This is a genomic window from Cellulomonas sp. URHB0016, assembly GCF_054057935.1.
Map to the genome: position 1 here is coordinate 4,174,016 of NZ_JBSRZU010000001.1, position 21,046 is coordinate 4,195,061.

The following is a 21,046-nucleotide window of genomic DNA, read 5'->3' on the forward strand; positions in this document are numbered from 1 at the left end:
ATCCACGACCGCCGGCGTTCCGCCGCCGGCCAGCGAGCGGGCCCGCGTCCGACGACCCGGACCGGCTCGCCGCCGGCCCGCTCGGCGCGGCACCTCTCCGGGGGCGAACATTGGGTGACGTGCCGATGAACAGGTGCCCGACCGAGCGTGGCGGGCGCCGAGGTGGTGCCAGGCTCACTGGCTGCGCCTCGTCGACGACGGCGCGCATGACGACGACGGGAGGCCGGCGACGCCGGCACGGGGGAGGTCCCGCGACGGCAGGCCCGGGACGGCACGTGGACGAAGCAGACGGTTTCCGCAGGTCGGTGCTCGCGACCGAGCCCCGCACCCTGGTCGACCTCCTGGCGGCGACCGTGGCCGTCCACCCGGACGCCATCGCGATCGACGACGGCACGACGGTGCTCACCTACGCGGGCCTCGCCGACGCGGTGCGGTCGGGGGCCGCCGGTCTGGCGCGGGTCGGCGTCGGTCCGGGGGACCGGGTCGGTGTCCGCATCCCGTCGGGGACCGCCGAGCTCTACACCGCGATCCTCGCCGTCCTGGCCGCGGGCGCCGCCTACGTGCCGGTCGACGTCGACGACCCCGACGAGCGCGCGCGGACGGTGTTCCGTGAGGCGGCGGTCGCCCGCGTCCTCGCCGAGGGCGACCTGCCGGGGCTCGCCGCCCGCGCCGGGTCCGCGCAGGCTCGACCGCCCGCGCTCGACGACGACGCCTGGGTCATCTTCACGTCCGGCTCCACCGGTGCGCCCAAGGGCGTCGCCGTGACGCACCGGTCCGCCGCGGCGTTCGTGGACGCCGAGCGCCGGCTGTTCCTGCAGGACGCACCGATCGCGCCGGGTGACCGGGTCCTCGCCGGGCTGTCGGTCGCGTTCGACGCGAGCTGCGAGGAGATGTGGCTCGCCTGGGCGCACGGTGCGTGCCTCGTGCCCGCCCCGCGCGCGCTCGTCCGCACGGGCATGGACCTCGGGCCCTGGCTCGTCGCCCAGGGCGTCACCGTGATCTCCACCGTGCCGACGCTCGCAGGCCTGTGGCGGGCCGACGAGCTCGCCGCGGTGCGGCTGCTGATCTTCGGCGGCGAGGCGGTGCCGCCCGAGCTGGCGACCCGGCTGGTCGCCGACGGGCGGGAGGTCTGGAACACGTACGGGCCGACCGAGACCACCGTGGTGGCGTGCGCCAGCCGGATGACCGGCGACGGACCCGTCCGCATCGGGCACGCGCTCGACGGCTGGGACCTGGCCGTCGTCGGCGCGGACGGGACACCGGTCGAGGAGGGCGAGGTCGGTGAGCTCGTCATCGGTGGCGTCGGCCTGGCGCGGTACCTCGACCCCGTGAAGGACGCCGAGAAGTTCGCCGCTGCTCCCCGGCTCGGGTGGGACCGGGCGTACCGCAGCGGGGACCTCGTGCGGCACGAGAGCGCCGGTCTGGTGTTCCTGGGCCGGGCCGACGACCAGGTGAAGGTGGGCGGCCGGCGCATCGAGCTCGGTGAGGTGGACGCCGCGCTCGCGGCGCTGCCGGGCGTGGCGGGGGCTGCCGCGGCGGTCCGGCGGACCCCCGCCGGCACCGCGGTGCTCGTGGGTTACCTGATGGCGGCGCCGGGCCTCGACCTCGACCTCGACGCGGCCCGGGCGGAGCTGCGCACCGTGCTGCCTCCCGCGATCGTGCCGCTCCTCGCGGTCGTCGGGTCGCTGCCCGCCCGCGGCTCGGGGAAGGTCGACCGCGACGCGCTCCCGTGGCCGCTGGAGCGCGTGGGTGGCGACGACGTGCCTGCGCAGGCGCTGTCAGCGACAGCCGCGTGGGTGGCCACCCGGTGGACCGCCGCCCTGGGCGCGGCCGTCACGGGGCCGGACCAGGACTTCTTCGCCGACGGCGGGGGCAGCCTCGTCGCCGCGCAGCTCGTGTCCTCGCTCCGGGAGAGGTTCCCCACCGTCACCGTCGCGGACCTGTACGACAACCCGCGCCTCGGTGCGCTCGCCCAGCGGCTCGACGAGTTCGACGCCCCGGTGCACGGTGACGCCCGGACCGTGCGACCCACCCCGCGCCGCGCGCAGGTGGTCCAGACCGTGCTCGCGCTCCCGCTGGCGCTGCTCGTCGGGCTGCGCTGGCTCACGTGGCTCCTCGCCGCGGGGGCGGTCCTGCGGTGGACCGGTGCCGGGCCGTGGGTGCCGGCCGTCCCGGGGGCGGGCTGGTGGATGCTCGCGGGGTGGGTCGTGCTCGTCAGCCCGCTCGGACGGATGGGGACCACGGTGCTGGTCGCCCGGTCCCTGCTGGGCGGGTTGCGGCCCGGACGGTACCCGCGGGGCGGTGGCGTCCACCTGCGGCTGTGGTTCGCGGAGAGCTGGGCGGCGGCGGCCGGGGCCGGGAACCTGTCGTGCGCGCCGTGGACCGCCGTGTACGCGCGGGCGCTCGGCGCCGAGGTGGGCAAGGACGTCGACCTGCATGCGTTCCCGCCGGTCACCGGCATGCTCACGCTCCGCAACGGGTGCAGCGTGGAGCCCGAGGTGGACCTGTCCGGGCACTGGGTGGACGGCGACGTGCTGCACGTCGGACGCATCCGGATCGACAAGCGGGCCACCGTGGGCACGCGCAGCACCCTGGCGCCCGGCACCCGCGTCGGCCAGGGCGCGCAGGTCGCGCCCGGGTCGGCCGTGCTCACGTCGGTGCCGCCGGGGGAGCTCTGGGTGGGGTCGCCGGCGCAGTTCGACGGGCCGGCCGGTGAGGGGTGGCCCCGGGGAGGGGCACCCCGGGGGCGCGCCTGGGTGCCGGTCTATGCGGCCGGTGCCGCGGCGCTGGCCGCGATGCCGGTGGTCGCGGTGGTGTGCGGGCTGGTGGTGGTCGGGGTCGGCATGCGCGGGTCCGGCTCCTGGTCCGAAGGGGCGGTCGGCGCCCTGCGCGGCGTCCCGCTCGGGGCGGTGACCGCGTTCGCCGTCCTCGCGCTCAGCACCCTGGTGGGCGTCCGCCTCCTCTCGCTCGGCGTCGGTGAGGGCTACCACCCGGTCCGCAGCCGCAAGGGCTGGCAGGTCTGGGCCACGCAGCGCCTCATGGACGACGCCCGCACCACCCTGTTCCCCTTGTACGCGAGCACGGCGACCCCGCTGTGGCTGCGGGCGCTCGGGGCGGACGTCGGACGCGGCGTCGAGGCGTCGACCGTCCTCATGCTGCCGTCGATGACGACGGTGGGTGACGGTGCCTTCCTCGCCGACGACACGCTCATCGGGTCCTACGAGCTGGGTCGTGGCTGGATGCGCGTCGAGGGCGCCAAGGTCGGCAAGCGGGCCTTCCTCGGCAACTCGGGGATGATCGCGCCGGGCCGGGCGGTGCCGAAGCGGGGGCTGGTCGCGGTGCTGTCGGCGACGCCCGAGCACGCGAAGTCGGGTTCCTCATGGCTGGGGTCCCCGCCGGTGCGCCTGCGCCGGGCCGCGGCGGAGGGGGACGAGGAGCGCACGTTCGACCCACCGGCCCGGCTGCGGGTCGCGCGCGCCCTGGTCGAGCTGTGCCGGGTGGTGCCGGTGATCTGCACGTTCGGGCTCGGCGTGCTGGTGCTGCTCACCCTGCAACGCGTGCTGGAGGGCGCCGGGCTGGGGGTCGCCGCGCTCGTCTCACCGCTCGTCGTGCTCGGCGCCGGCACGGCCGCGTGCGCGCTGGCGACCGCGGCGAAGTGGCTGCTCGTCGGACGGCTGACCCCGGGGGAGCACCCCCTGTGGAGCTCGTTCATCTGGCGCAACGAGCTGGCGGACACGTTCCTCGAGACCGTCGCCGTGCCGTGGATCGGCCCGGCGACGGTCGGCTCACCCGCGCTGAACGTGTGGCTCCGGACGCTCGGGGCGCGCATCGGCCGGGGGGTGTGGTGCGAGACGTACTGGCTGCCGGAGGCGGACCTCGTCGAGCTGGGCGACGGTGCCAGCGTGAACCGCGGGTGCGTGCTGCAGACGCACCTGTTCCATGATCGGGTGATGAGCATGGACACCGTCACCTTGGGCGCCGGCGCGAGCCTCGGCCCGCACGGCGTGGTGCTGCCCGCCGCGAGCCTCGGCGCGGGGGCGGCCGTCGGCCCCGCCTCGCTCGTGCTGCGCGGGGAGGCCATCCCCGCGGGCTCCGCGTGGACCGGCAACCCGGTGGTGCCCGTGGCCGCCGCATGACGGCAGCCGGACCCGACCCGTACGTGCCCGCCTGGGTCGACGGCGGCCTCGACGTCTCCCGGTACGAGCTCGACCTCGACTACCGCGTCGCGAGCAACCGGCTGGACGGCCGCGCGCGCGTGCACGCGACCGCGCTGCGCCCGCTCGACCGGATCACGCTCTCGCTCGACCACCTGCGCGTGACGAAGGTGCTGGTCGACGGGCGGCGTCCGGTCCGCTGGACGCACCGGGACGGCCGACTCGTGGTGCGCCCGGAACTGCCCGCAGCCACCGGTGCCGGCCTCGTGGTCGAGGTCCACTACGCGGGCCACCCTCGACCCCGCCGAGGTCCGTGGGGTGAGGTCGGCTGGGAGGAGCTGACCGACGGCGTGATCGTCGCCGGGCAGCCGGACGGCGCGCCGTCGTGGTTCCCGTGCCACGACCACCCGTCGGACAAGGCGGCGTTCCACGTCGAGCTCACCACGGAGGCGGGCTACGACGTCGTGTGCAACGGGGTCCTGCGGTCGCGCACCCCGAAGGCGAGCCGGGTCCGCTGGGTGTTCGACCAGCCGGAGCCCACCGCCGCCTACCTCGCCACGGTGCAGATCGGCCGCTACGAGCGGCTCGTCACAGGATCGGCCCCGGTGCCGCAGCGGGCGTCGGTCCCGCCGCGGTTGCGGGACGCGTTCCGGCACGACTTCGCCCGGCAGGGGCAGATGATCGCGCTCTTCGCCGACCGGTTCGGCCCGTACCCGTTCCCCGAGTACACGGTGGTGGTCACCGACGACCCGCTGGAGATCCCGCTCGAGGCGCACGGCCTGTCGGTGTTCGGCGCGAACCACGTGGACGGCGGGCGAGGGTCGGAGCGCCTCGTCGCGCACGAGCTCGCGCACCAGTGGTTCGGCAACAGCCTGACCGTGGCGAGCTGGAAGGACATCTGGCTGCACGAAGGGTTCGCGTGCTACGCGGAGTGGCTCTGGTCCCAGGCGTCCGGTGGGCGCACGGCCGACGAGCTGGCCCGGGCCGCGCACGCGCGGCTGGCCGGGCTCCCGCAGGAGGTGCTCGTGGGCGACCCCGGCCGCGACAGCATGTTCGACGACCGGGTGTACAAGCGCGGGGCGCTGGCGCTGCACGCCGTCCGGCTCACCGTGGGCGACGACGCGTTCTTCGCCGTGCTGCGCGAGTGGACCGGCCGGTACGCCTATGGCTCGGTGAGCACGGACGCCTTCGTCGAGACGGCGTCGGTCGTGACCGGGGTCCCCCTGGACGCGCTCCTCGCCGAGTGGCTGTTCACTCGGCCGCTGCCCCCGGTGCCGGTGGCCACGGGCTAGCGTGCCTGCATGGTGCGCACGTACGTCGAGCTCGTCGAGGACGACGGGGCCGTGCGGCCGGAGGACGGCCCACCACCCCGGCTCGTGGACAGCGCGCGGCGGCACCCCGTGCGGGCGGCCGTCGCGGCGGGAGCCGTGCTCGTCGTGGTGGTGGCCGGGCTCGTCGGGCAGGCGGTCGTCGACGCGGGCGAGCGGGCCAGGCTCGCCCGGCTGGCCCACGTGCCCGGGGTGCTGCGTCCGGTCGACCTGCCGCTGCACACCCTCGTGTCGGCCGAGGGCGACGTCGCAGGAGCGATGCAGTCCGGGATCCTCGTCGGCGGGACGCTGGTCGCAGGCTCGTACCGTCCGGTGCTCTCCGACCCGGACGTCGTCGCCGTCGACCGGACCACGGGCGCGCCGGTCTGGCGGGTCTCCGTCGAGCTGCCGCCCCCGCCGGTCCCCGCGCCCGACCTGAGGACGCAGGACGACGTGACGTCCGCCGTCTGGTGCACGACCGCGGCGCACCCGCCGCAGGGCGCGCACCCTCGCGTGGCCTGCGTCGTCAGCTGGTCCTACGGCTGGGAGGTGGAGGCGGACGGGAGCGGCTACGAGGTCGCCGTCCGCGGGCTCGTGGTCCTCGACGCGACGGACGGAGCGGTGGTCGCGCGGCGGGACGAGCCGCTGGGATCCGACATCTACACGGCCGAGGACCAGTACTGGGTCACGACCGTGGACGACGACCGCGCAGGTGTCACCGCCGTCGCGCGGTCGTACGACGGCGAGGACCGGTGGACGACGCACGTGGCGGTACCCGGGTCCGTCCCGGTGGGGAGCACGCCGTACGTGCTGCACGACGAGCGCCGCACCGTGCTGGCCGTCGGGACCCGGGCGTGGCTCCTGGGCGAGGACGGTGCGGTCCTCCACGCGCTCGGCTCCGGCTCCGGCTCCGGTGGCGTGGCCCTCGTCCCCGGTGGCGTGCTGGTCCAGAGGTTCGACGGGACCGGCGGCGGACGGCTGGACGGTGCGGTCGTCTGGCACGACGACGGCACCACGGTGGACGTGCGGGGGGACGACCTGGTCCGGTTCTCCGTCGATGACGGGAGCCGACCCGACAGGGTGTTCACCGTGGCCGAGAGCACCGGCGACCTCGTCGGGCGCGACAAGTCCGGGGCCGAGGCGTGGCGGGCCCATGTCGGTGTGGGGTCCAGCACGCTGCTGCTCGACGGGACGATCGTGGCGGCGGCGGCCGGCGAGCTCGTCGCCGTCGACGCGGACGACGGCGGCGTGCGCTGGCGGACGACGATGCCGATGCCGGTCGACGAGCTCCTCACCGACGGCAGGCTCGCGCTCGGTGTCAACGGCCGGACGGTCCGCGCGTACGGGATCGACGACGGCGTCCTGCGATGGACCGCACGGCTGGACGTGGGCGAGGACGGGGCGCCCGTGCTCGAGCGCCGGGTCACCGACGAGCCCACCACTGCCGACGGCGCGCCCACGAGCGGCCTCGACGACGGATGGTGGACGGTCACGAGGGACGGGCACCTCGCCTACAGCGACCCGACGGGAGCCTCCCGCCTGGTCGTGCTCCGATGAGGCGCGTCCGTGTCCGCACCCGCCTGCCGGGCCACGGCCTGCGGGAACACGCCTCGCACCGGGCGGGTTAGGGTCACGGAGGAGCACCGACGGTGGTCCGATGACGAGCCGGGACGACGAAGGGGTGCGACGCGGTGAGCGGTGTGAGTGCGAGCGGGCTGAAGGTCGGCTACGCGGCGATGCTCGAACAGTTCCACCCCACCGAGGCGGTCGCCCTGTCGGTGCACGCGGAGCAGCACGGCTTCTCCGGCGTGATGGCGGCCGACCACTACCAGCCGTGGGTCCCGGCCCAGGGACAGGCCTCGTTCGTGTGGAACGTGCTCACGGCGCTCGGCGAGCGGACGGTCGGCGACATCGGACCGGGCGTCACCGCGCCGACGTTCCGGTGGCACCCGGCGATGGTCGCACAGGCGTCCGCGACCCTGGCTGCGATGTACCCGGGACGGCACTGGCTCGGGCTCGGTTCGGGTGAGGCCCTCAACGAGCACGTCGTCGCGGGCTACTGGCCGGAGGCCCCGGAGCGGATCAACCGCATGTTCGAGGCGATCGAGCTCATCAAGAAGCTGTTCTCGTCGTCCCTCGCGGGCAAGGACGTGAAGCACTCCGGCCAGTTCTACAAGCTCGAGTCGACCCGGCTCTGGACCATGCCCGAGGTCGCCCCGGAGATCCTCGTCGCGACCGCCGGTCCCGTCACCGCCAAGCGTGCCGGCCGGCACGCCGACGGGCTCATCACCGTCGGTGCGCCGCTGGAGAAGATCTCCGGCCTGTTCGGGCGGTTCGAGGAGGGCGTGCGGGAGTCCGGCCGGGCGCCGGAGGATCTGCCCAAGGTGCTGCAGCTCCACCTGTCCTGGGCCGCGACCGACGAGGAGGCCCTCGCCAACGCCATGCACGAGTGGCCCAACGGGGGCATGAAGTTCCCCAAGGCCGACATCCGCTCGCCGTTCGACTTCGAGCAGATGGCCAAGCTCGTCCGACCCGAGGACTTCGAGGGCCGGATGGTCATCTCCGCCGACCCGGACGTCCACCGCGCCGAGATCCAGAAGTACGTGGACCTCGGGTTCGACCGGATCTACCTGCACAACGTGGGACGCAACCAGCGGGAGTGGATCGAGACGTTCGGCGAGCAGGTGCTGCCGAAGCTGGTGCGATGACCGCGCCCGAGCTCCGGGTCTGGGCGCCCGACGGGCTTCCCGAGGTGGCCCCCGGCGACGACCTCGCAGCCCTGCTCACGGCACTGCTGCGCGAGGACGCCGGCGGCACGCCCGACCACGCGCTCCGCGACGGCGACGTGCTGGTCCTCACCAGCAAGGTCGTCTCCAAGGCCGAGGGCCGGGTGGTTGCCGCCGACGACCGGGAGCAGGCGATCACCGACGAGACGGTCCGTGTCGTCGCGACCCGTGAGCACGCCACGGGCGTGACGCGCATCGTCGAGAACCGGCTCGGCCTCGTCATGGCCGCCGCGGGCGTCGACGCGAGCAACACCCCGGCCGGCACGGTGCTGCTGCTGCCCGTCGACCCCGACGGCACTGCCAGGTCGCTGCGGACGGCGCTGCAGGTCGCGTTCGGCGTGCGGCTCGGGCTCGTGCTCACCGACACCGCCGGCCGGCCGTGGCGTCAGGGTGTGACGGACCTCGCCATCGGAGCCGCCGGTGTGGAGGTGCTCGACGACCTGCGTGGGCAGGTCGACAGCTTCGGGCGGCCGCTCGTCATGACCGTGGCCGCCGTCGCGGACGAGATCGCGTCCGCCGCCGAGCTCGTCAAGGGCAAGGCGGCCGGGCGGCCGCTCGCCGTCGTGCGCGGCCTGGGGCGCCTCGTCACGGCCGACGACGGTCCGGGGGCGCGGGTCCTCGTACGGACGGGCGACGACGACATGTTCCACCAGGGCAGCGCCGAGGCCTACGCCCAGGGCTGGAAGGACGCGCTGGAGCGTCCGGACCCGGCACCTCGCGGCTGAGGCAGGGCTGAGTGGGCGCCGCTACCGCGCCCGACCGCTCGGTGGGCTCGGCTCAGGCCGGCGCCGGCGTCCCGGCGTCACGGGCCGACTGGGCCGTGGCCCCCGGCTGTCCGGCAGCGATCGGCTCGACCACGACGGCCGTGCCGTACGCGCACACCTCGGAGAACTGCTGGAGCGAGTCGGTGTCGAACCTCATGGCGACGACGGCGTTGGCCCCGCGCTGCTGCGCCTCCGCGACCATGCGACGCATGACCTCGTGGCGGCTCTCGTACATGATCTTCGTGAACTCGGGCAGCTCGCCGCCGCCGATGGAGCGCAGTCCCGCCGTGAAGGACTGGCCGATGTTCGTCGCGCGGACTGTCAACCCCATCACCTCGCCGAGGACGGCGTTGATGCGGTAGCCCGGGACCTCGTTCGTCGTCACCACGATCACGCTGCCGATGCTGTCACACAGCGGGCGCGAAGTGACCGCACGTCACCCGCCTGCGCGCGCGCTCACGCGCGTGCGGCCTTCGCCGCCGCCTTCGCCGCCTGCTTCGTCGCGCGCACCTCCGCGAGCGACTGCGGGTCGGTGACGTCGGCGATGGACCGCCTGGCGTCCACGTCGCCGTAGGCACCGGCCGCCTCGCGCCACCCGTCGGGCGTGACCCCCGCCTGCTTCCCCAGCAGGGCCACGAAGATCCGCGCCTTCTGGTCGCCGAACCCGGGCAGCGCCCTGAGCCGGCGCAGCACCGTCGCGCCATCGGGGTCGCCGTCGGTCCACAGCCGCGTGACGTCGCCGCCGTACGTGCCGACGACCTCGGCGGCGACCGCCTGGATGCGTGCCGCCATGGAACCGGGGTAGCGGTGCACCGCGGGCGGTGTCGAGCACAGCGTGACGAACGCGTCGGGGTCGGCCTCGGCGATGCGTCGTGGGTCGAGGCCGCCCATCCGGTCGGCGATCTTGGCCGGGCCGGCGAAGGCGCTCGCCATCGTCACCTGCTGGTCGAGCAGCATGCCGACGAGCAGCGCGAAGGGGTCCTCCGTCAGGAGGCGGTCGGCGGCGGGGTCGCCCGTGAGCCACAGCGTCATGAGGTCATCCTCTCCCGGGGGCCGATGGTCCGTCGTGCCCTGGTCACGGGGTTCGATCGGGGGGTGGGTAGGGTCGCGTCGTGTCGATGTGCTCCCGCAGGCTGCAGCTGCGCTAGTGCCCGCCGCCCTTCCCGAGGCCCGCTGGGTGGTCGTGGTGCCCGTCAAGACGGCCGCTGCCGGCAAGACGCGCCTCGCGGGCGTGCTGCCGGAGAGCCGTCGTCAGGCGCTCGTGCGTGCCATGGCGCTGGACACCGTCGCCGCCGCGGCGGCCGCCCGTGGGGTCGTCCGGGTGCTCGTCGTGACCGGGGACGAGCCGGTGCGGACCGAGCTGCCTCCCGGGGCCGAGGCGGTGGCCGAGCCGTCGAGCGAGTCGCGGCAGCCCGGGAGTCCCGAGCCCGGGCTCGACGCGGCAGTGCTGGCCGGCGCCGACCGGGCGGCCGCGCTCGACCCCGGAGCTGGCGTGGCCGTCCTGCTGGGGGACCTGCCGGCGCTGCGGACCGACGACCTCGCCGCTGCGCTGGTCCTCGCGGCGCGGCACGCGCGCGCGGTCGTCGCCGACACCGACGGCACCGGGACCACCCTGCTCACGTCGGCGCCCGGCGTGGCGGTGCGACCCCGGTTCGGCACTGGTTCGGCCGCCGCGCACGAGGCGACGGGCCATGTCCGCCTGGACGTCCCCGTGACCTCGAGCCTGCGACGGGACGTGGACCTGCCGGCCGACCTGAGGCGGGCGGCCAGGGATGCCGGTCCGCGCACCCGGGCGGTGCTCGGGACCCCCGGGGAGCCCGGCTGACGGGCCGACCGGCTGAGCGCTCACCGGCCGACCGCTCAGGGGAGCCGGTCGACGAGCGCGAGCGCCGCTGCCGCGATGGCGGCCGTGGCCGGCACGTCGGTCATGAGCGTCGGGGCGGCACGGACCGTCCATCCCTCGGCGGCCAGCGCATCGACCTCCTCGGCGTCCGCGTCGTCGAGGAGCCACGCGTCCAGCACCCCACCCTCGGCGCGCCTGCCGTAGTGGCGGGCGACCGCAGCCGCGTCGGTCGCCACGCCGATCGCGGTGAGGCAGGCGTCGGCCATGCCGCGCACGGGGGCCCCGCCCACGACGGGGCTGATCCCGACCACGGGGGCGGCAGTCGTCACCAGGGCGTCCCGGATCCCCGGGACGGCGAGGATCGTGCCGACGGAGACGACGGGGTTGGACGGTGGCAGCACCACGACGTCGGCGTCCCGCAGCGCCTCGACCACTCCCGGCGCAGCGGTCGCGGACCCGAGGCCGACCTGCTCGAACCGGGCGGCGGGCAGGGCGGCACGGTGCCGGACCCACCACTCCTCGAAGTGGATGAGCGTGCCGTCCGCGAGCCGCACGTGGGTCTCGACCTCCTGGTCGGACATCGGCAGCAGCGTCACCCCCGGCGCCCACCGCTCGCACAGCCGAGCCGTGACCTGCGACAACGGGAGCCCCGAGCGCAGGAGCTCGGTGCGCGCCAGGTGCGTCGCGAGATCGAGGTCGCCGAGCGTGAACCACTCCCAGCCGAGCTCGTAGGCGGCGAGGTCGTCGGACACCCGGCGCGACTCCTCACGGCGGCCCCATCCCTGGTCCTCGTGCACGGCGCCGCCGAGCGTGTACATCAACGTGTCGAGGTCGGGGCACACCCGGACGCCGTGCAGCCAGAGGTCGTCGCCGGTGTTCGCCACGACGGTGACCTGGGCGGACGGCCCGAGCAGCGCGAGCAGCCCGCGCGTGAACCGGGCGCCGCCGACGCCGCCGGACAGGACCGTGACCTTCATGACTCGCCTCTCGCAGGTTCGTGGAACGCGATGACCGGCCGCCCCGTGCGGGGGTGCTCGAGCACGTCGGCCTCCACGCCGTAGACCTCGCGCAGGAGGGGCGGCCGCAGCACCTCGCGCGGATGGCCCGCGGCCGCGAGCCGCCCCTGCGAGAGCACGAGCACGTGCTCGCAGAACGCCGCGGCCAGGTTCAGGTCGTGCAGCGCTGCGACGGTCGTGGTGCCGAGGTCGCGGACGAACGCCAGCAGGCTGAGCTGCGCACTGACGTCGAGGTGGTTGGTGGGCTCGTCGAGGAGCAGCAGGTCCGGCTCCTGGGCGAGGGCGCGGGCGATGTGCACGCGCTGGCGCTCCCCGCCCGACAGCGTCGACCAGGCGCGGTCGGCCAGGTGGGCCGCGTGCGCGCTGGAGAGCGCCCGTTCGACCGCCGCGCCGTCCCCGTCGCCGCCTCCCCACAGCGACCGGTACGGGATCCGGCCGAGCGCCACGACCTCACGGACCGTGAGCGGGACCGCGCTCGACGACTCCTGCTCCAGCAGCGCGATCCGCTGAGCCCGCGCACGCCGCGGCAGCCGGTGCACGGGGGCACCGTCGTCGACCAGCACGGAGCCGGACTCCGGGGTGAGCAGCCCGGCGACGAGGCGAAGCAGCGTCGTCTTGCCTGCGCCGTTGGGTCCCAGGAGCCCGGTGAGATGGCCGGCCGGCGGCGTGGCGTCGATGCCGTCGACGACCCAGCGGCCGCCCAGCCGGGTCCCGACGCGGTCGAGGGTCAGCTCCACGCGGCACCCCGTCCACGGCGCAGCAGCACGGCGAACACCGGGACGCCGACGAGCGCCGTGACGATGCCCACCGGGAGCTCCCTCGGGTCGAACAGCGTGCGGGCCAGGGTGTCCGCCCAGATCAGGAACACCGCGCCCGTGAGTGCGGCGACCGGGAGGAGCCGACGGTGCGCGGGACCGGTGAGCGACGACACGGCGTGGGGCAGGACCAGTCCGACGAACCCGATCGCGCCGCTGACCGCGACCATCGCCCCCGTGAGCAGCGCGACCAGCGTCATCAGCGCCCAGCGGGTCCGGCCCACGTCGATGCCCAGAGCCGCCGCCGACGTGTCGCCGAACGCGAACGCGTCGAGCCGACGGGCGGACGCCACGACGACCGAGCCCACCACCAGCAGGGCGACGCCGGCGATGGTCGCCGTCTGCCACGTCGACCCGGCGAGCGACCCGAGCAGCCAGCTGAGGATCTCGCGGTAGGAGTCGCCCGTCGCGGTCCAGAAGATAACGAACGACGTGCCGGCCGCACACAGCTGCGACACGGCGAGGCCGGCGAGGACGGCCCGGCCGGGGGCGAGCGTGCCGCCCGTGCGGGCCAGCGCCAGGGTGGCCACGAGCGCGAGGAGCGCCCCGGCGAACGCCGCGACGGGCAGCAGCAGGCTGATGCCGACCACCAGGACCGCGACTGCACCCAGGGACGCGCCGGAGGACAGGCCGAGCAGGTACGGGTCCGCCAGCGGGTTGCGCGTCAGGCTCTGCATGACGGCCCCCGCGAGCGCCAGGCCCGCGCCGACAGCCGCAGCCGTGAGCACGCGCGGCAGACGCAGCTCCCACACGATCGCGTCGTCCAGTCTCGGCACCGGCGCCACGTCGAGCCCCAGGTGCCCGCCGATGCTGCGGGCGACCTCCGCGACGCCGAGGTCCGCCGGGCCGATCGTCACCGCGACCAGGACGGAGGCGACGAGCAGGGCGACGCCGACGGCGACCAGGACGGCGAGCGGCGTGCGGCGCGCGGGCGAACCCGGTGCCGTCGCCCGGTCCACCGGCCGTGCAGCGGCCGTCGCGCTCGTGGCCGCACGGGTCGTCTGGTTCGTCACGTGCCCCTCTCCGTCCTCCTCACCTGCTCGTCACCGGTCGAGCGCCGCGAGCTGCTCGTCGAGGGACGCCACGGCGGCCGCGTTGCGCACGCCCGCCTCGGCGGCGGGGAACGGGACCGTGAGGTAGCGGTGCTCCCGGACGGCGTCGAGCTGGCTCGTCGCCGGGTTCGACTCCAGCAGCTCGATCTTCTTGTCCGCGGTGTTCCAGGTCGCGTCGACCAGGACGATGACGTCAGGGTCGGCTGCCACGACCTGCTCCCACCCGGTCGACGTCCACGTGTCGTGCACCCCGGCGAACACGTTCGTGAGGCCTGCGGCGTCCATGATCATCTGCGGTGCTCCGATCCCCGCGCCGACGTAGGGCTGGTCGCTGCCGGAGCTGTACCAGAGGGCCGTCGTCCTCGCGGTCGGCTTCGTCACGGCCGCGAGCGTCTGCTGCTGCTCGCTGACGAGCGCCTCCGCCCGGTCCGGCACGCCGAAGATCGCCGCGACCTCGCGGATCTCGTCGAACACGGCCTCGAACGTGAGCGGGTCGGGCATGTACCCCGCCTCCTTGCACGCGGCCGGGGAGACGTACGACGTGATGCCCCGGTCGGCCAGCGTGGCGCGGTCGCCCGCGCCGTCCGCCGAGAAGTTCGACTCCCAGCCGCCGTAGACGAGGTCCGGGGCCAGCGCGAGGACTGCCTCCTGGCCCGGGACCTTGTCCGAGACGACCGGGATCGCGTCGTAGTCGGCCTGGAGCTCGGCAGGGACAGGTCCGTCGGCGAAGGCCGTGCCGACCACCCGGTCCGCCAGGCCCAGGGCCAGCAGCATCTCGGTGGCGGTCGACTTGATCGTCAGGACGCGCTGGGGCGGCGCGTCGACCGTGACGGCCGTCCCGCAGTTATCGACGGAGACGGGCGAGAAGGTCGCGGTCACAGGGGCAGCCGACGCGGCCGGGGGCTGCGACGTCCCTGCCGAGCAGGCGGCGAGCGGCACGGTGACAGCAAGGGCGACGACGGCGGTGGCTCGGCGGTGACGCAGGGCGGGCATCGGGTCTCCGGGTCTGCGGTGCGGACCGGCCCGCGAGGGGTCGGCCCGACGTCGGGCGTGGCAGGGGATCGGGTGCACGTCGCACCCCGGAGGGCCGCCCACTCCGGGCGGCCGGGCCACGGCCAAGACCGGCCGGGTTCCGTCGGACAGCCTAGGTCGGTCGTGCGTCCGGCGTGCAACGCGACCGGCGGCGCACCACCCGCCAGGTCGACGTGGCAGGCCAGTCCCTCGCGCCACGGCGCCCGCTCGGCGGGGGAGACGCCCCGAAGGGGAACGCCAGTGCGGATGTTTACCCAGGTGGCACCGATGTTCGCGGCAGGCAAACGGGCGGAAACCCCGCAGAAATGTTCAACACCGACAGTCGCACTCCAGGCGACGAGGCTCGGGGTCCCGTGGGTCGGAGCTCCGGGGCCGTCGAGGGGACGGCACCGAGAGCACCGGAGGACCCATGAGCGTCGTACGCGTCGCGTTCACCCAGGCCACGTGGACCGGGGACAAGGAGTCGATGACGGCGCTCCACGAGGCGTGGACGCGCGAGGCGGCCTCGCAGGGCGCACAGGTCATCTGCTTCCAGGAGCTCTTCTACGGCCCGTACTTCGGGATCACGCAGGACACCGCGTACTACGACTACGCGGAGTCGGTCCCGGGGCCGACCACGGAGCGGTTCGCGGCGCTCGCGGCCGAGCTCGGGATCGTGGTCGTCCTGCCGGTGTACGAGGAGGAGCAGCCCGGCGTCCTCTACAACACGGCCGCGGTCCTGGACGCCGACGGCACCTACCTCGGCAAGTACCGCAAGCACCACATCCCGCACCTGCCCAAGTTCTGGGAGAAGTTCTACTTCCGCCCCGGCAACCTCGGGTACCCCGTGTTCGAGACGGCGGTCGGACGTATCGGCGTGAACATCTGCTACGACCGGCACTTCCCCGAGGGGTGGCGCGTGCTGGCCCTCCACGGAGCCCAGATCGTGTTCAACCCCAACGCCACCGCGCCGGGCATCTCCAACCGGCTGTGGGAGATCGAGCAGCCCGCCGCCGCCGTCGCGAACGGCTACTTCGTCGTCGCGAACAACCGGGTGGGCCTCGAGGACAACGAGTACGGCGACGAGGCGGTCGCGTTCTACGGCTCGTCGTACGCGGTGGGCCCGGACGGGAGCTACGTGGGTGAGATCGGCTCGTCGACGCAGGACCAGCTGCTGGTGCGGGACCTCGACCTCGACCAGGTGCGGGTGGTCCGCGAGCGCTGGCAGTTCTTCCGCGACCGCAGGCCCGACGCCTACGGCCCGATCGTGACCCCGTGACCCCGTGACCCCGCGATGCCCGGAAGGACGGCACCCATGAGGACCCTCATCTCGGGCGGCACCGTCGTCAGCGCCACGGGCCGCGGCCCGGCTGACGTGCTCGTGGACGGCGAGACGGTCGCCGCCGTGCTGGCCCCGGGCTCGACGCTGCTCGGCTTCGACCTCGCGGCGCACGTCGACCGGGTCGTCGACGCGACGGGCAGGTACGTCATCCCCGGCGGGATCGACGCGCACACCCACATGGAGCTGCCCTTCGGCGGCACCCACGCCTCCGACACGTTCGAGACCGGCACCCGCGCCGCGGCGTGGGGCGGCACCACGTCGATCATCGACTTCGCCGTGCAGCGCACGGGGGAGCGGGTCATGGACGGGCTCGCCGCGTGGCACGAGAAGGCCGCCGGAACCTGCGCGGTCGACTACGGGTTCCACCAGATCATCGGTGGGGTGGACGACGACGCCCTCCAGGCCATGGGGGGCCTCGCCGCCGAGGGGATCACCAGCTACAAGCTGTTCATGGCCTACCCGGGCGTCTTCTACTCCGACGACGCCCAGATCCTGCGGGCCATGCAGAAGGCGGCCGACCTGGGGCTGCTCACGATGATGCACGCCGAGAACGGGCCCGCGATCGACGTGCTCGCCGCCCAGCTCGTCGAGGCCGGCAGCACCGACCCGTACTTCCACGGGGTCGCGCGCGCCTGGCAGCTCGAGGAGGAGGCGACGCACCGGGCGATCATGCTCGCCGACGTCACGCGGGCACCCCTGTACGTGGTCCACGTGAGCGCCAAGCAGGCGGTCGCCCAGCTCGCCGGCGCGCGGGACCGCGGCGCCAACGTGTTCGGCGAGACGTGCCCTCAGTACCTGTACCTCAGCCTGGAGGAGCAGCTCGGTGCCCCGGGGTTCGAGGGGGCGAAGTGGGTGTGCTCGACGCCGCTGCGCTCCCGGGCCGAGGGGCACCAGCAGCACATGTGGCAGGCGCTGCGGACCAACGACCTCCAGATGGTCTCGACCGACCACTGCCCGTTCTGCATGAAGGGCCAGAAGGACCTCGGGGTCGGCGACTTCCGGGCGATCCCCAACGGCATCGGGTCCGTGGAGCACCGCATGGACCTCATGTACCAGGGCGTCGTGACCGGCGAGATCACGCTGGAGCGCTGGGTCGAGCTCACGTCGACGACGCCGGCGCGGATGTTCGGCCTGTACGGCCGCAAGGGCGTGATCGCCCCCGGCGCGGACGCGGACGTCGTCGTGTACGACCCCGCGGGCCACACCTCGATCGGCGTCGACGCGACGCACCACATGAACATGGACCACTCCGCGTGGGAGGGCTTCGAGGTCGACGGCCACGTCGACGTGGTGATGTCCCGCGGCGAGGTGCTCGTGGACGCCGACGGGTACCACGGCCGGCCGGGCCACGGCCGGTACCTCGAGCGAGGACTCAGCCAGTACCTCGTCTGACACCCTCGGACCCCTGGGAGCCCCGCATGGACTTCGGAGTCGTCCTCCAGACCAACCCGCCCGCGTCGCGCACGGTCGAGCTCGCCCGGCAGGCCGAGACGCACGGTTTCGACCACGTGTGGACGTTCGACTCGCACCTGCTGTGGCAGGAGCCGTTCGTCATCTACTCGGCGATCCTCGCGGCGACCCGCAAGGTGATGGTCGGCCCCATGGTGACCAACCCGGCGACCCGCGACTGGACGGTCACCGCGTCGCTCTTCGCGACGCTCAACGAGATGTACGGCAACCGGACCGTCTGCGGCATCGGCCGCGGCGACTCGGCGGTCCGCACGCTCAACGGCCGGCCGTCGGACCTCGCGACCCTCCGCGAGTCGGTGCACGTGATCCGTGAGCTCGCCAACGACCGGGCGGTGGAGGTCAACGGCCGCTCGGTCCGGTTCCCGTGGAGCACGGGCTCCGCGCTCGAGGTGTGGGTGGCGGCCTACGGGCCGCGGGCGCTCGCGCTGACCGGGGAGGTCGGTGACGGCTTCATCCTGCAGCTCGCCGACCCGGACATCGCGGCGTGGACGATCCAGGTGGTGCGGGACGCCGCCGAGCGGGCCGGCCGTGACCCCGACGCGGTGAAGTTCTGCGTCGCAGCCCCGATGTACGTCGGCGATGGCGACTCGCCCGTCGCGCGGGCGCACATGCGCGAGCAGTGCCGCTGGTTCGGCGGCATGGTCGGTAACCACGTCGCCGACCTCGTCGCCCGCTACGGCGCCGACTCGGCGGTGCCGAGGGCGCTCACCGACTACATCGCCGGCCGGCAGGACTACGACTACAACGACCACGGCCGCGCCGGGAGCTCGCACACGGCGTTCGTGCCCGACGAGATCGTCGAGCGGTTCTGCCTGCTGGGCAGCCCGCGCGAGCACGTCGAGAAGCTGCGGGTGCTGGAGGAGCTCGGCGTGACGCAGTTCGCCGGGTACCTGCAGCACGACAACAAGGAGGAGACGCTCCGGCTGTACGGCGAGCGCGTCATCCCCGCCATGGCGGAGGCCGTGGTGGCGACCACGAGCGCGCTTCCCGCATGACGAGGAGCCTGCGGGCGGCCGCGCTCGGCCTGGCTGCGCTCGTGGTCGCCTGCGTCCTGTGGGAGGTCGTCAAGGTGGGGGTCCCGGACGGCGGCGTCCACGTGGGCGGCGCGAGCATCCTGCCGCGCACCGACGCGATGGCCATGCCGCACGTGTGGGAGGTGGTGCAGCGCACCCTCCAGCCGGAGACGTCGGCGACCGGCGCGCCGTCCGTGCTGACCTCCATGCTGCGGTCGTGCTGGTTCACGCTGCGTGTCGCCGCCGTCGGGTGGGCGCTCGGCGTCGTCTCGGGCTTCGCGCTCGCGGTGCTCATGCAGCGCTGGAGGGTCGCGGAGGAGTCGCTCGAGCCGTGGCTGGTGCTGAGCCAGACGGTGCCGCTCGTCGCGCTCGCGCCGCTCGTCGTCGGCTGGGGCGGCCGCATCCACCTCGGCGGGCTCGAGTGGCAGAAGTGGATGTCGGTCGCGCTCATCGCGTCCTACCTGGCGTTCTTCCCGGTCGCGATCGGGGCGCTGCGTGGGCTGCAGTCTCCGCCCGCGGCGCAGGTGGACCTGTTCCGGTCGCAGGCCGCGGGCTGGGGCCGCACGCTCGTGCGGCTGCGGATCCCTGCGAGCGTCCCTCACCTGCTGCCCGCGCTCCGGCTCGGCGCCGCGACCGCCGTGGTCGGCGCGATCGTCGCGGAGGTGTCCACGGGCACGAAGGGCGGCATCGGCCGCCTGATCATCTCGTACGCGCAGTCCGCGAGCGGCGACCCCGCCAAGCCGTGGGCCGCGATCGCCGCCGCCGCGCTGCTCGGCCTGGTCGCCGCGGGGCTCGTCGGTCTCGTCGGGCTCGGCCTGGGCCGGTTCCGCCACTCGGAGGTCACATGAGCACGCCTGCCACCGCGATCGACGCCCGGGGCCTCGGCAAGGTGTTCGAGTCCCGCACCGGCACGGTCACCGCGCTGGAGGACGTCGACCTCACGGTCGCCGCGGGGGAGTTCGTCTCGCTCATCGGGCCGTCCGGGTGCGGCAAGTCGACGTTGCTGCGGCTCGTCGCCGACCTTGACGAGCCCACGGGCGGCGAGCTGCTCGTGTTCGGGAAGGCGCCGCGGACGGCCCGCGAGGCCGGTGACTACGGCATCGCCTTCCAGCAGGCCGGGCTCCTGCCGTGGCGGACGGTCGCGGCGAACGTCGAGCTGCCGCTCGAGCTGCACGGCGTCGGCCGCAAGGCCCGGGCCATGCGGGCGGCGGACCTGCTCGCGCTCGTCGGGCTCGCCCAGTTCGCCGACGCGTTCCCGCACCAGCTCTCGGGCGGGATGCAGCAGCGGGTCGCGATCGCCCGGGCGCTCGCCGAGCAGCCGAGCCTGCTGCTCATGGACGAGCCGTTCGGCGCGCTCGACGAGATGACGCGCGAGCGGATGCAGACCGAGCTCATCCGGATCTGCGCGACGAGCGGCGCGGCGGCCCTGTTCGTCACGCACTCGATCCCCGAGGCCGTGTTCCTCTCCGACCGGGTCGTGGTGATGTCGTCGAGGCCCGGCCGGATCAGCGGGATCGTGGACGTCGACCTGCCGGCCACGGCGGACCGCTCGGACGGGCTGCGCGAGGACGTCGCGTTCTTCGCCGCCGTCACGGCCGTGCGCGAGTTGCTGCACGGTGCCCCGGTCGCCCCGCGCGGCGCGGACGTGCGATGACGGCCGCGCAGGTCCGCCGCTGGCTGGCCCCGGCGCTCGTCGGCGTCGTCGCGCTGGGGCTGTGGCAGGCGCTCGTCGTCATGGCGGACATCAAGCCGTACCTCCTGCCCAGCCCCACGGCGATCGCCGAGCAGCTCGGTGTGGTCCGCCCGCTCGTCTGGAGCGCCACGCTGGCGACCGGCGCGAACGCCCTCGTCGGGCTGCTCGTCGGCGCGGTCACGGCGATCGTCGCGGCGCTCCTGGCCGCCCGCAGCCGGTCGGCGGACCTGCTCCTGTCGCCCACGGCGGCCGCGGTCTCGGTGATGCCGATCGTCGCGCTCGCCCCGGCGCTCAACACGATGTTCGGCACCACGTCGAGCACCCCCCGGCGGCTCGTGGTCGCGATCGTCGTGTTCGCGCCCGTCTTCGTCAGCACGCTGCGGGGGCTGCGCCAGGTCCAGCCGGTGCATCGCGACCTGCTGCGTGCCTACGCCGCGACGCCCGGCCAGGCGGCCCGCACGGTGACGGTCCCCGGCGCGGTCCCGTACGTGTTCACCGGGCTGCGCATCGCGTCCGCGACCGCCGTCGTCGCGGCCGTCGTCGCCGAGTACTTCGGCGGCCTGCAGAACGGGCTCGGCTCACGGATCACCGCCGCCGCGTCGAACAGCGCGTACGCCCGGGCGTGGGCGTTCGTGCTCGGCGCGATCCTGCTCGGCCTCACGTTCTACGTGGTCACCCTCGCGCTCGAACGTGCCGTCGCCCGACGGCACGGGGGATGAGTCCCCGCCCGCGCGTCCCGCCTGCCGACGGCGCCAGGCCGGCCGACCCGCGTCCCGCCCC

Annotated in this window: 18 protein-coding genes; 12 read left to right on the forward strand and 6 right to left on the reverse strand. The window is 74.5% G+C overall.

The genetic code is table 11. From position 1 onward, the window contains the following. The first annotated feature begins 206 nt into the window (after window positions 1-206). From ACVW07_RS19185 to ACVW07_RS19205, 5 genes are all read left to right on the forward strand, one after another. Window positions 207-4,136: a Pls/PosA family non-ribosomal peptide synthetase gene (locus ACVW07_RS19185; RefSeq protein ID WP_456820790.1), complete on the forward strand. Its 3,930-nt coding sequence runs from the start codon at window positions 207-209 to the stop codon at window positions 4,134-4,136. Then, window positions 4,133-5,446, forward strand: a complete 1,314-nt coding sequence (locus ACVW07_RS19190) for a M1 family metallopeptidase (RefSeq protein ID WP_456820791.1) — start codon at window positions 4,133-4,135, stop codon at window positions 5,444-5,446. Before ACVW07_RS19185 ends, ACVW07_RS19190 begins: the two co-directional genes overlap by 4 nt. 9 nt (window positions 5,447-5,455) lie before the next feature. Continuing rightward, window positions 5,456-7,018, forward strand: coding sequence for an outer membrane protein assembly factor BamB family protein (locus ACVW07_RS19195; protein ID WP_456820792.1), 1,563 nt, complete (start codon window positions 5,456-5,458; stop codon window positions 7,016-7,018). Window positions 7,019-7,152: 134 nt separating this feature from the next. After that, entirely contained in the window at window positions 7,153-8,169 is a 1,017-nt protein-coding gene (locus tag ACVW07_RS19200) for a TIGR03557 family F420-dependent LLM class oxidoreductase (protein ID WP_456820793.1), read from the forward strand. Beyond that, window positions 8,166-8,972, forward strand: coding sequence for a coenzyme F420-0:L-glutamate ligase (locus ACVW07_RS19205; RefSeq protein ID WP_456820794.1), 807 nt, complete (start codon window positions 8,166-8,168; stop codon window positions 8,970-8,972). Before ACVW07_RS19200 ends, ACVW07_RS19205 begins: the two co-directional genes overlap by 4 nt. 52 nt (window positions 8,973-9,024) lie before the next feature. On the opposite strand, the gene ACVW07_RS19210 is transcribed toward ACVW07_RS19205, so the two are convergent. Together ACVW07_RS19210 and ACVW07_RS19215 are read right to left on the reverse strand one after the other, a co-directional pair. Continuing rightward, window positions 9,025-9,405 (reverse strand): YbjQ family protein, encoded by a 381-nt coding sequence (locus ACVW07_RS19210; protein WP_456820795.1) that lies wholly within the window; start codon window positions 9,403-9,405, stop codon window positions 9,025-9,027. A 62-nt stretch (window positions 9,406-9,467) separates the two neighbouring features. Then, window positions 9,468-10,043, reverse strand: a complete 576-nt coding sequence (locus tag ACVW07_RS19215) for an HhH-GPD-type base excision DNA repair protein (RefSeq protein WP_456820796.1) — start codon at window positions 10,041-10,043, stop codon at window positions 9,468-9,470. 115 nt (window positions 10,044-10,158) lie between these two features. Between ACVW07_RS19215 and cofC the strand changes: the two genes are divergently transcribed. After that, a complete protein-coding gene (gene cofC, locus ACVW07_RS19220; RefSeq protein ID WP_456820797.1) occupies window positions 10,159-10,836 on the forward strand; it encodes a 2-phospho-L-lactate guanylyltransferase in 678 nt (225 codons plus the stop codon). A 35-nt stretch (window positions 10,837-10,871) separates the two neighbouring features. On the opposite strand, the gene cofD is transcribed toward cofC, so the two are convergent. The 4 genes from cofD to ACVW07_RS19240 all read right to left on the reverse strand — a co-directional run bounded on the left by cofD (window position 10,872) and on the right by ACVW07_RS19240 (window position 14,730). Next, a complete protein-coding gene (gene cofD / locus ACVW07_RS19225; protein WP_456820798.1) occupies window positions 10,872-11,831 on the reverse strand; it encodes a 2-phospho-L-lactate transferase in 960 nt (319 codons plus the stop codon). Beyond that, on the reverse strand, window positions 11,828-12,607 hold the full coding sequence (locus tag ACVW07_RS19230; RefSeq protein ID WP_456820799.1) for a putative F420-0 ABC transporter ATP-binding protein: 780 nt from the start codon (window positions 12,605-12,607) through the stop codon (window positions 11,828-11,830). The genes cofD and ACVW07_RS19230 overlap by 4 nt, the downstream gene beginning before the upstream one ends. Further along, window positions 12,598-13,644 carry a putative F420-0 ABC transporter permease subunit gene (locus ACVW07_RS19235; RefSeq protein WP_456821127.1) on the reverse strand — a complete coding sequence of 349 codons (1,047 nt, stop codon included), beginning with the start codon at window positions 13,642-13,644 and terminating at the stop codon, window positions 12,598-12,600. Before ACVW07_RS19235 ends, ACVW07_RS19230 begins: the two co-directional genes overlap by 10 nt. A gap of 84 nt (window positions 13,645-13,728) precedes the next feature. Next, the gene (locus ACVW07_RS19240; protein ID WP_456820800.1) at window positions 13,729-14,730 is read right to left on the reverse strand and encodes a putative F420-0 ABC transporter substrate-binding protein; all 1,002 of its coding nucleotides are present in this window, start codon (window positions 14,728-14,730) and stop codon (window positions 13,729-13,731) included. A gap of 448 nt (window positions 14,731-15,178) precedes the next feature. Here ACVW07_RS19240 and ACVW07_RS19245 point away from each other — a divergent pair, with 448 nt between their 5' ends. The 6 genes from ACVW07_RS19245 to ACVW07_RS19270 are packed head-to-tail and all read left to right on the forward strand — an operon-like array spanning window position 15,179 to window position 20,985. After that, window positions 15,179-16,027: a nitrilase-related carbon-nitrogen hydrolase gene (locus ACVW07_RS19245; protein WP_456820801.1), complete on the forward strand. Its 849-nt coding sequence runs from the start codon at window positions 15,179-15,181 to the stop codon at window positions 16,025-16,027. Window positions 16,028-16,063: 36 nt separating this feature from the next. Continuing rightward, entirely contained in the window at window positions 16,064-17,482 is a 1,419-nt protein-coding gene (hydA, locus tag ACVW07_RS19250) for a dihydropyrimidinase (RefSeq protein ID WP_456820802.1), read from the forward strand. 26 nt (window positions 17,483-17,508) lie between these two features. After that, on the forward strand, window positions 17,509-18,555 hold the full coding sequence (locus tag ACVW07_RS19255) for a TIGR03842 family LLM class F420-dependent oxidoreductase (protein ID WP_456820803.1): 1,047 nt from the start codon (window positions 17,509-17,511) through the stop codon (window positions 18,553-18,555). Beyond that, window positions 18,552-19,421, forward strand: coding sequence for an ABC transporter permease (locus ACVW07_RS19260; protein WP_456820804.1), 870 nt, complete (start codon window positions 18,552-18,554; stop codon window positions 19,419-19,421). Before ACVW07_RS19255 ends, ACVW07_RS19260 begins: the two co-directional genes overlap by 4 nt. Next, window positions 19,418-20,227 (forward strand): ABC transporter ATP-binding protein, encoded by an 810-nt coding sequence (locus ACVW07_RS19265; RefSeq protein ID WP_456820805.1) that lies wholly within the window; start codon window positions 19,418-19,420, stop codon window positions 20,225-20,227. The genes ACVW07_RS19260 and ACVW07_RS19265 overlap by 4 nt, the downstream gene beginning before the upstream one ends. Next, window positions 20,224-20,985, forward strand: coding sequence for an ABC transporter permease (locus tag ACVW07_RS19270; RefSeq protein ID WP_456820806.1), 762 nt, complete (start codon window positions 20,224-20,226; stop codon window positions 20,983-20,985). Before ACVW07_RS19265 ends, ACVW07_RS19270 begins: the two co-directional genes overlap by 4 nt. Window positions 20,986-21,046: the final 61 nt, after the last annotated feature.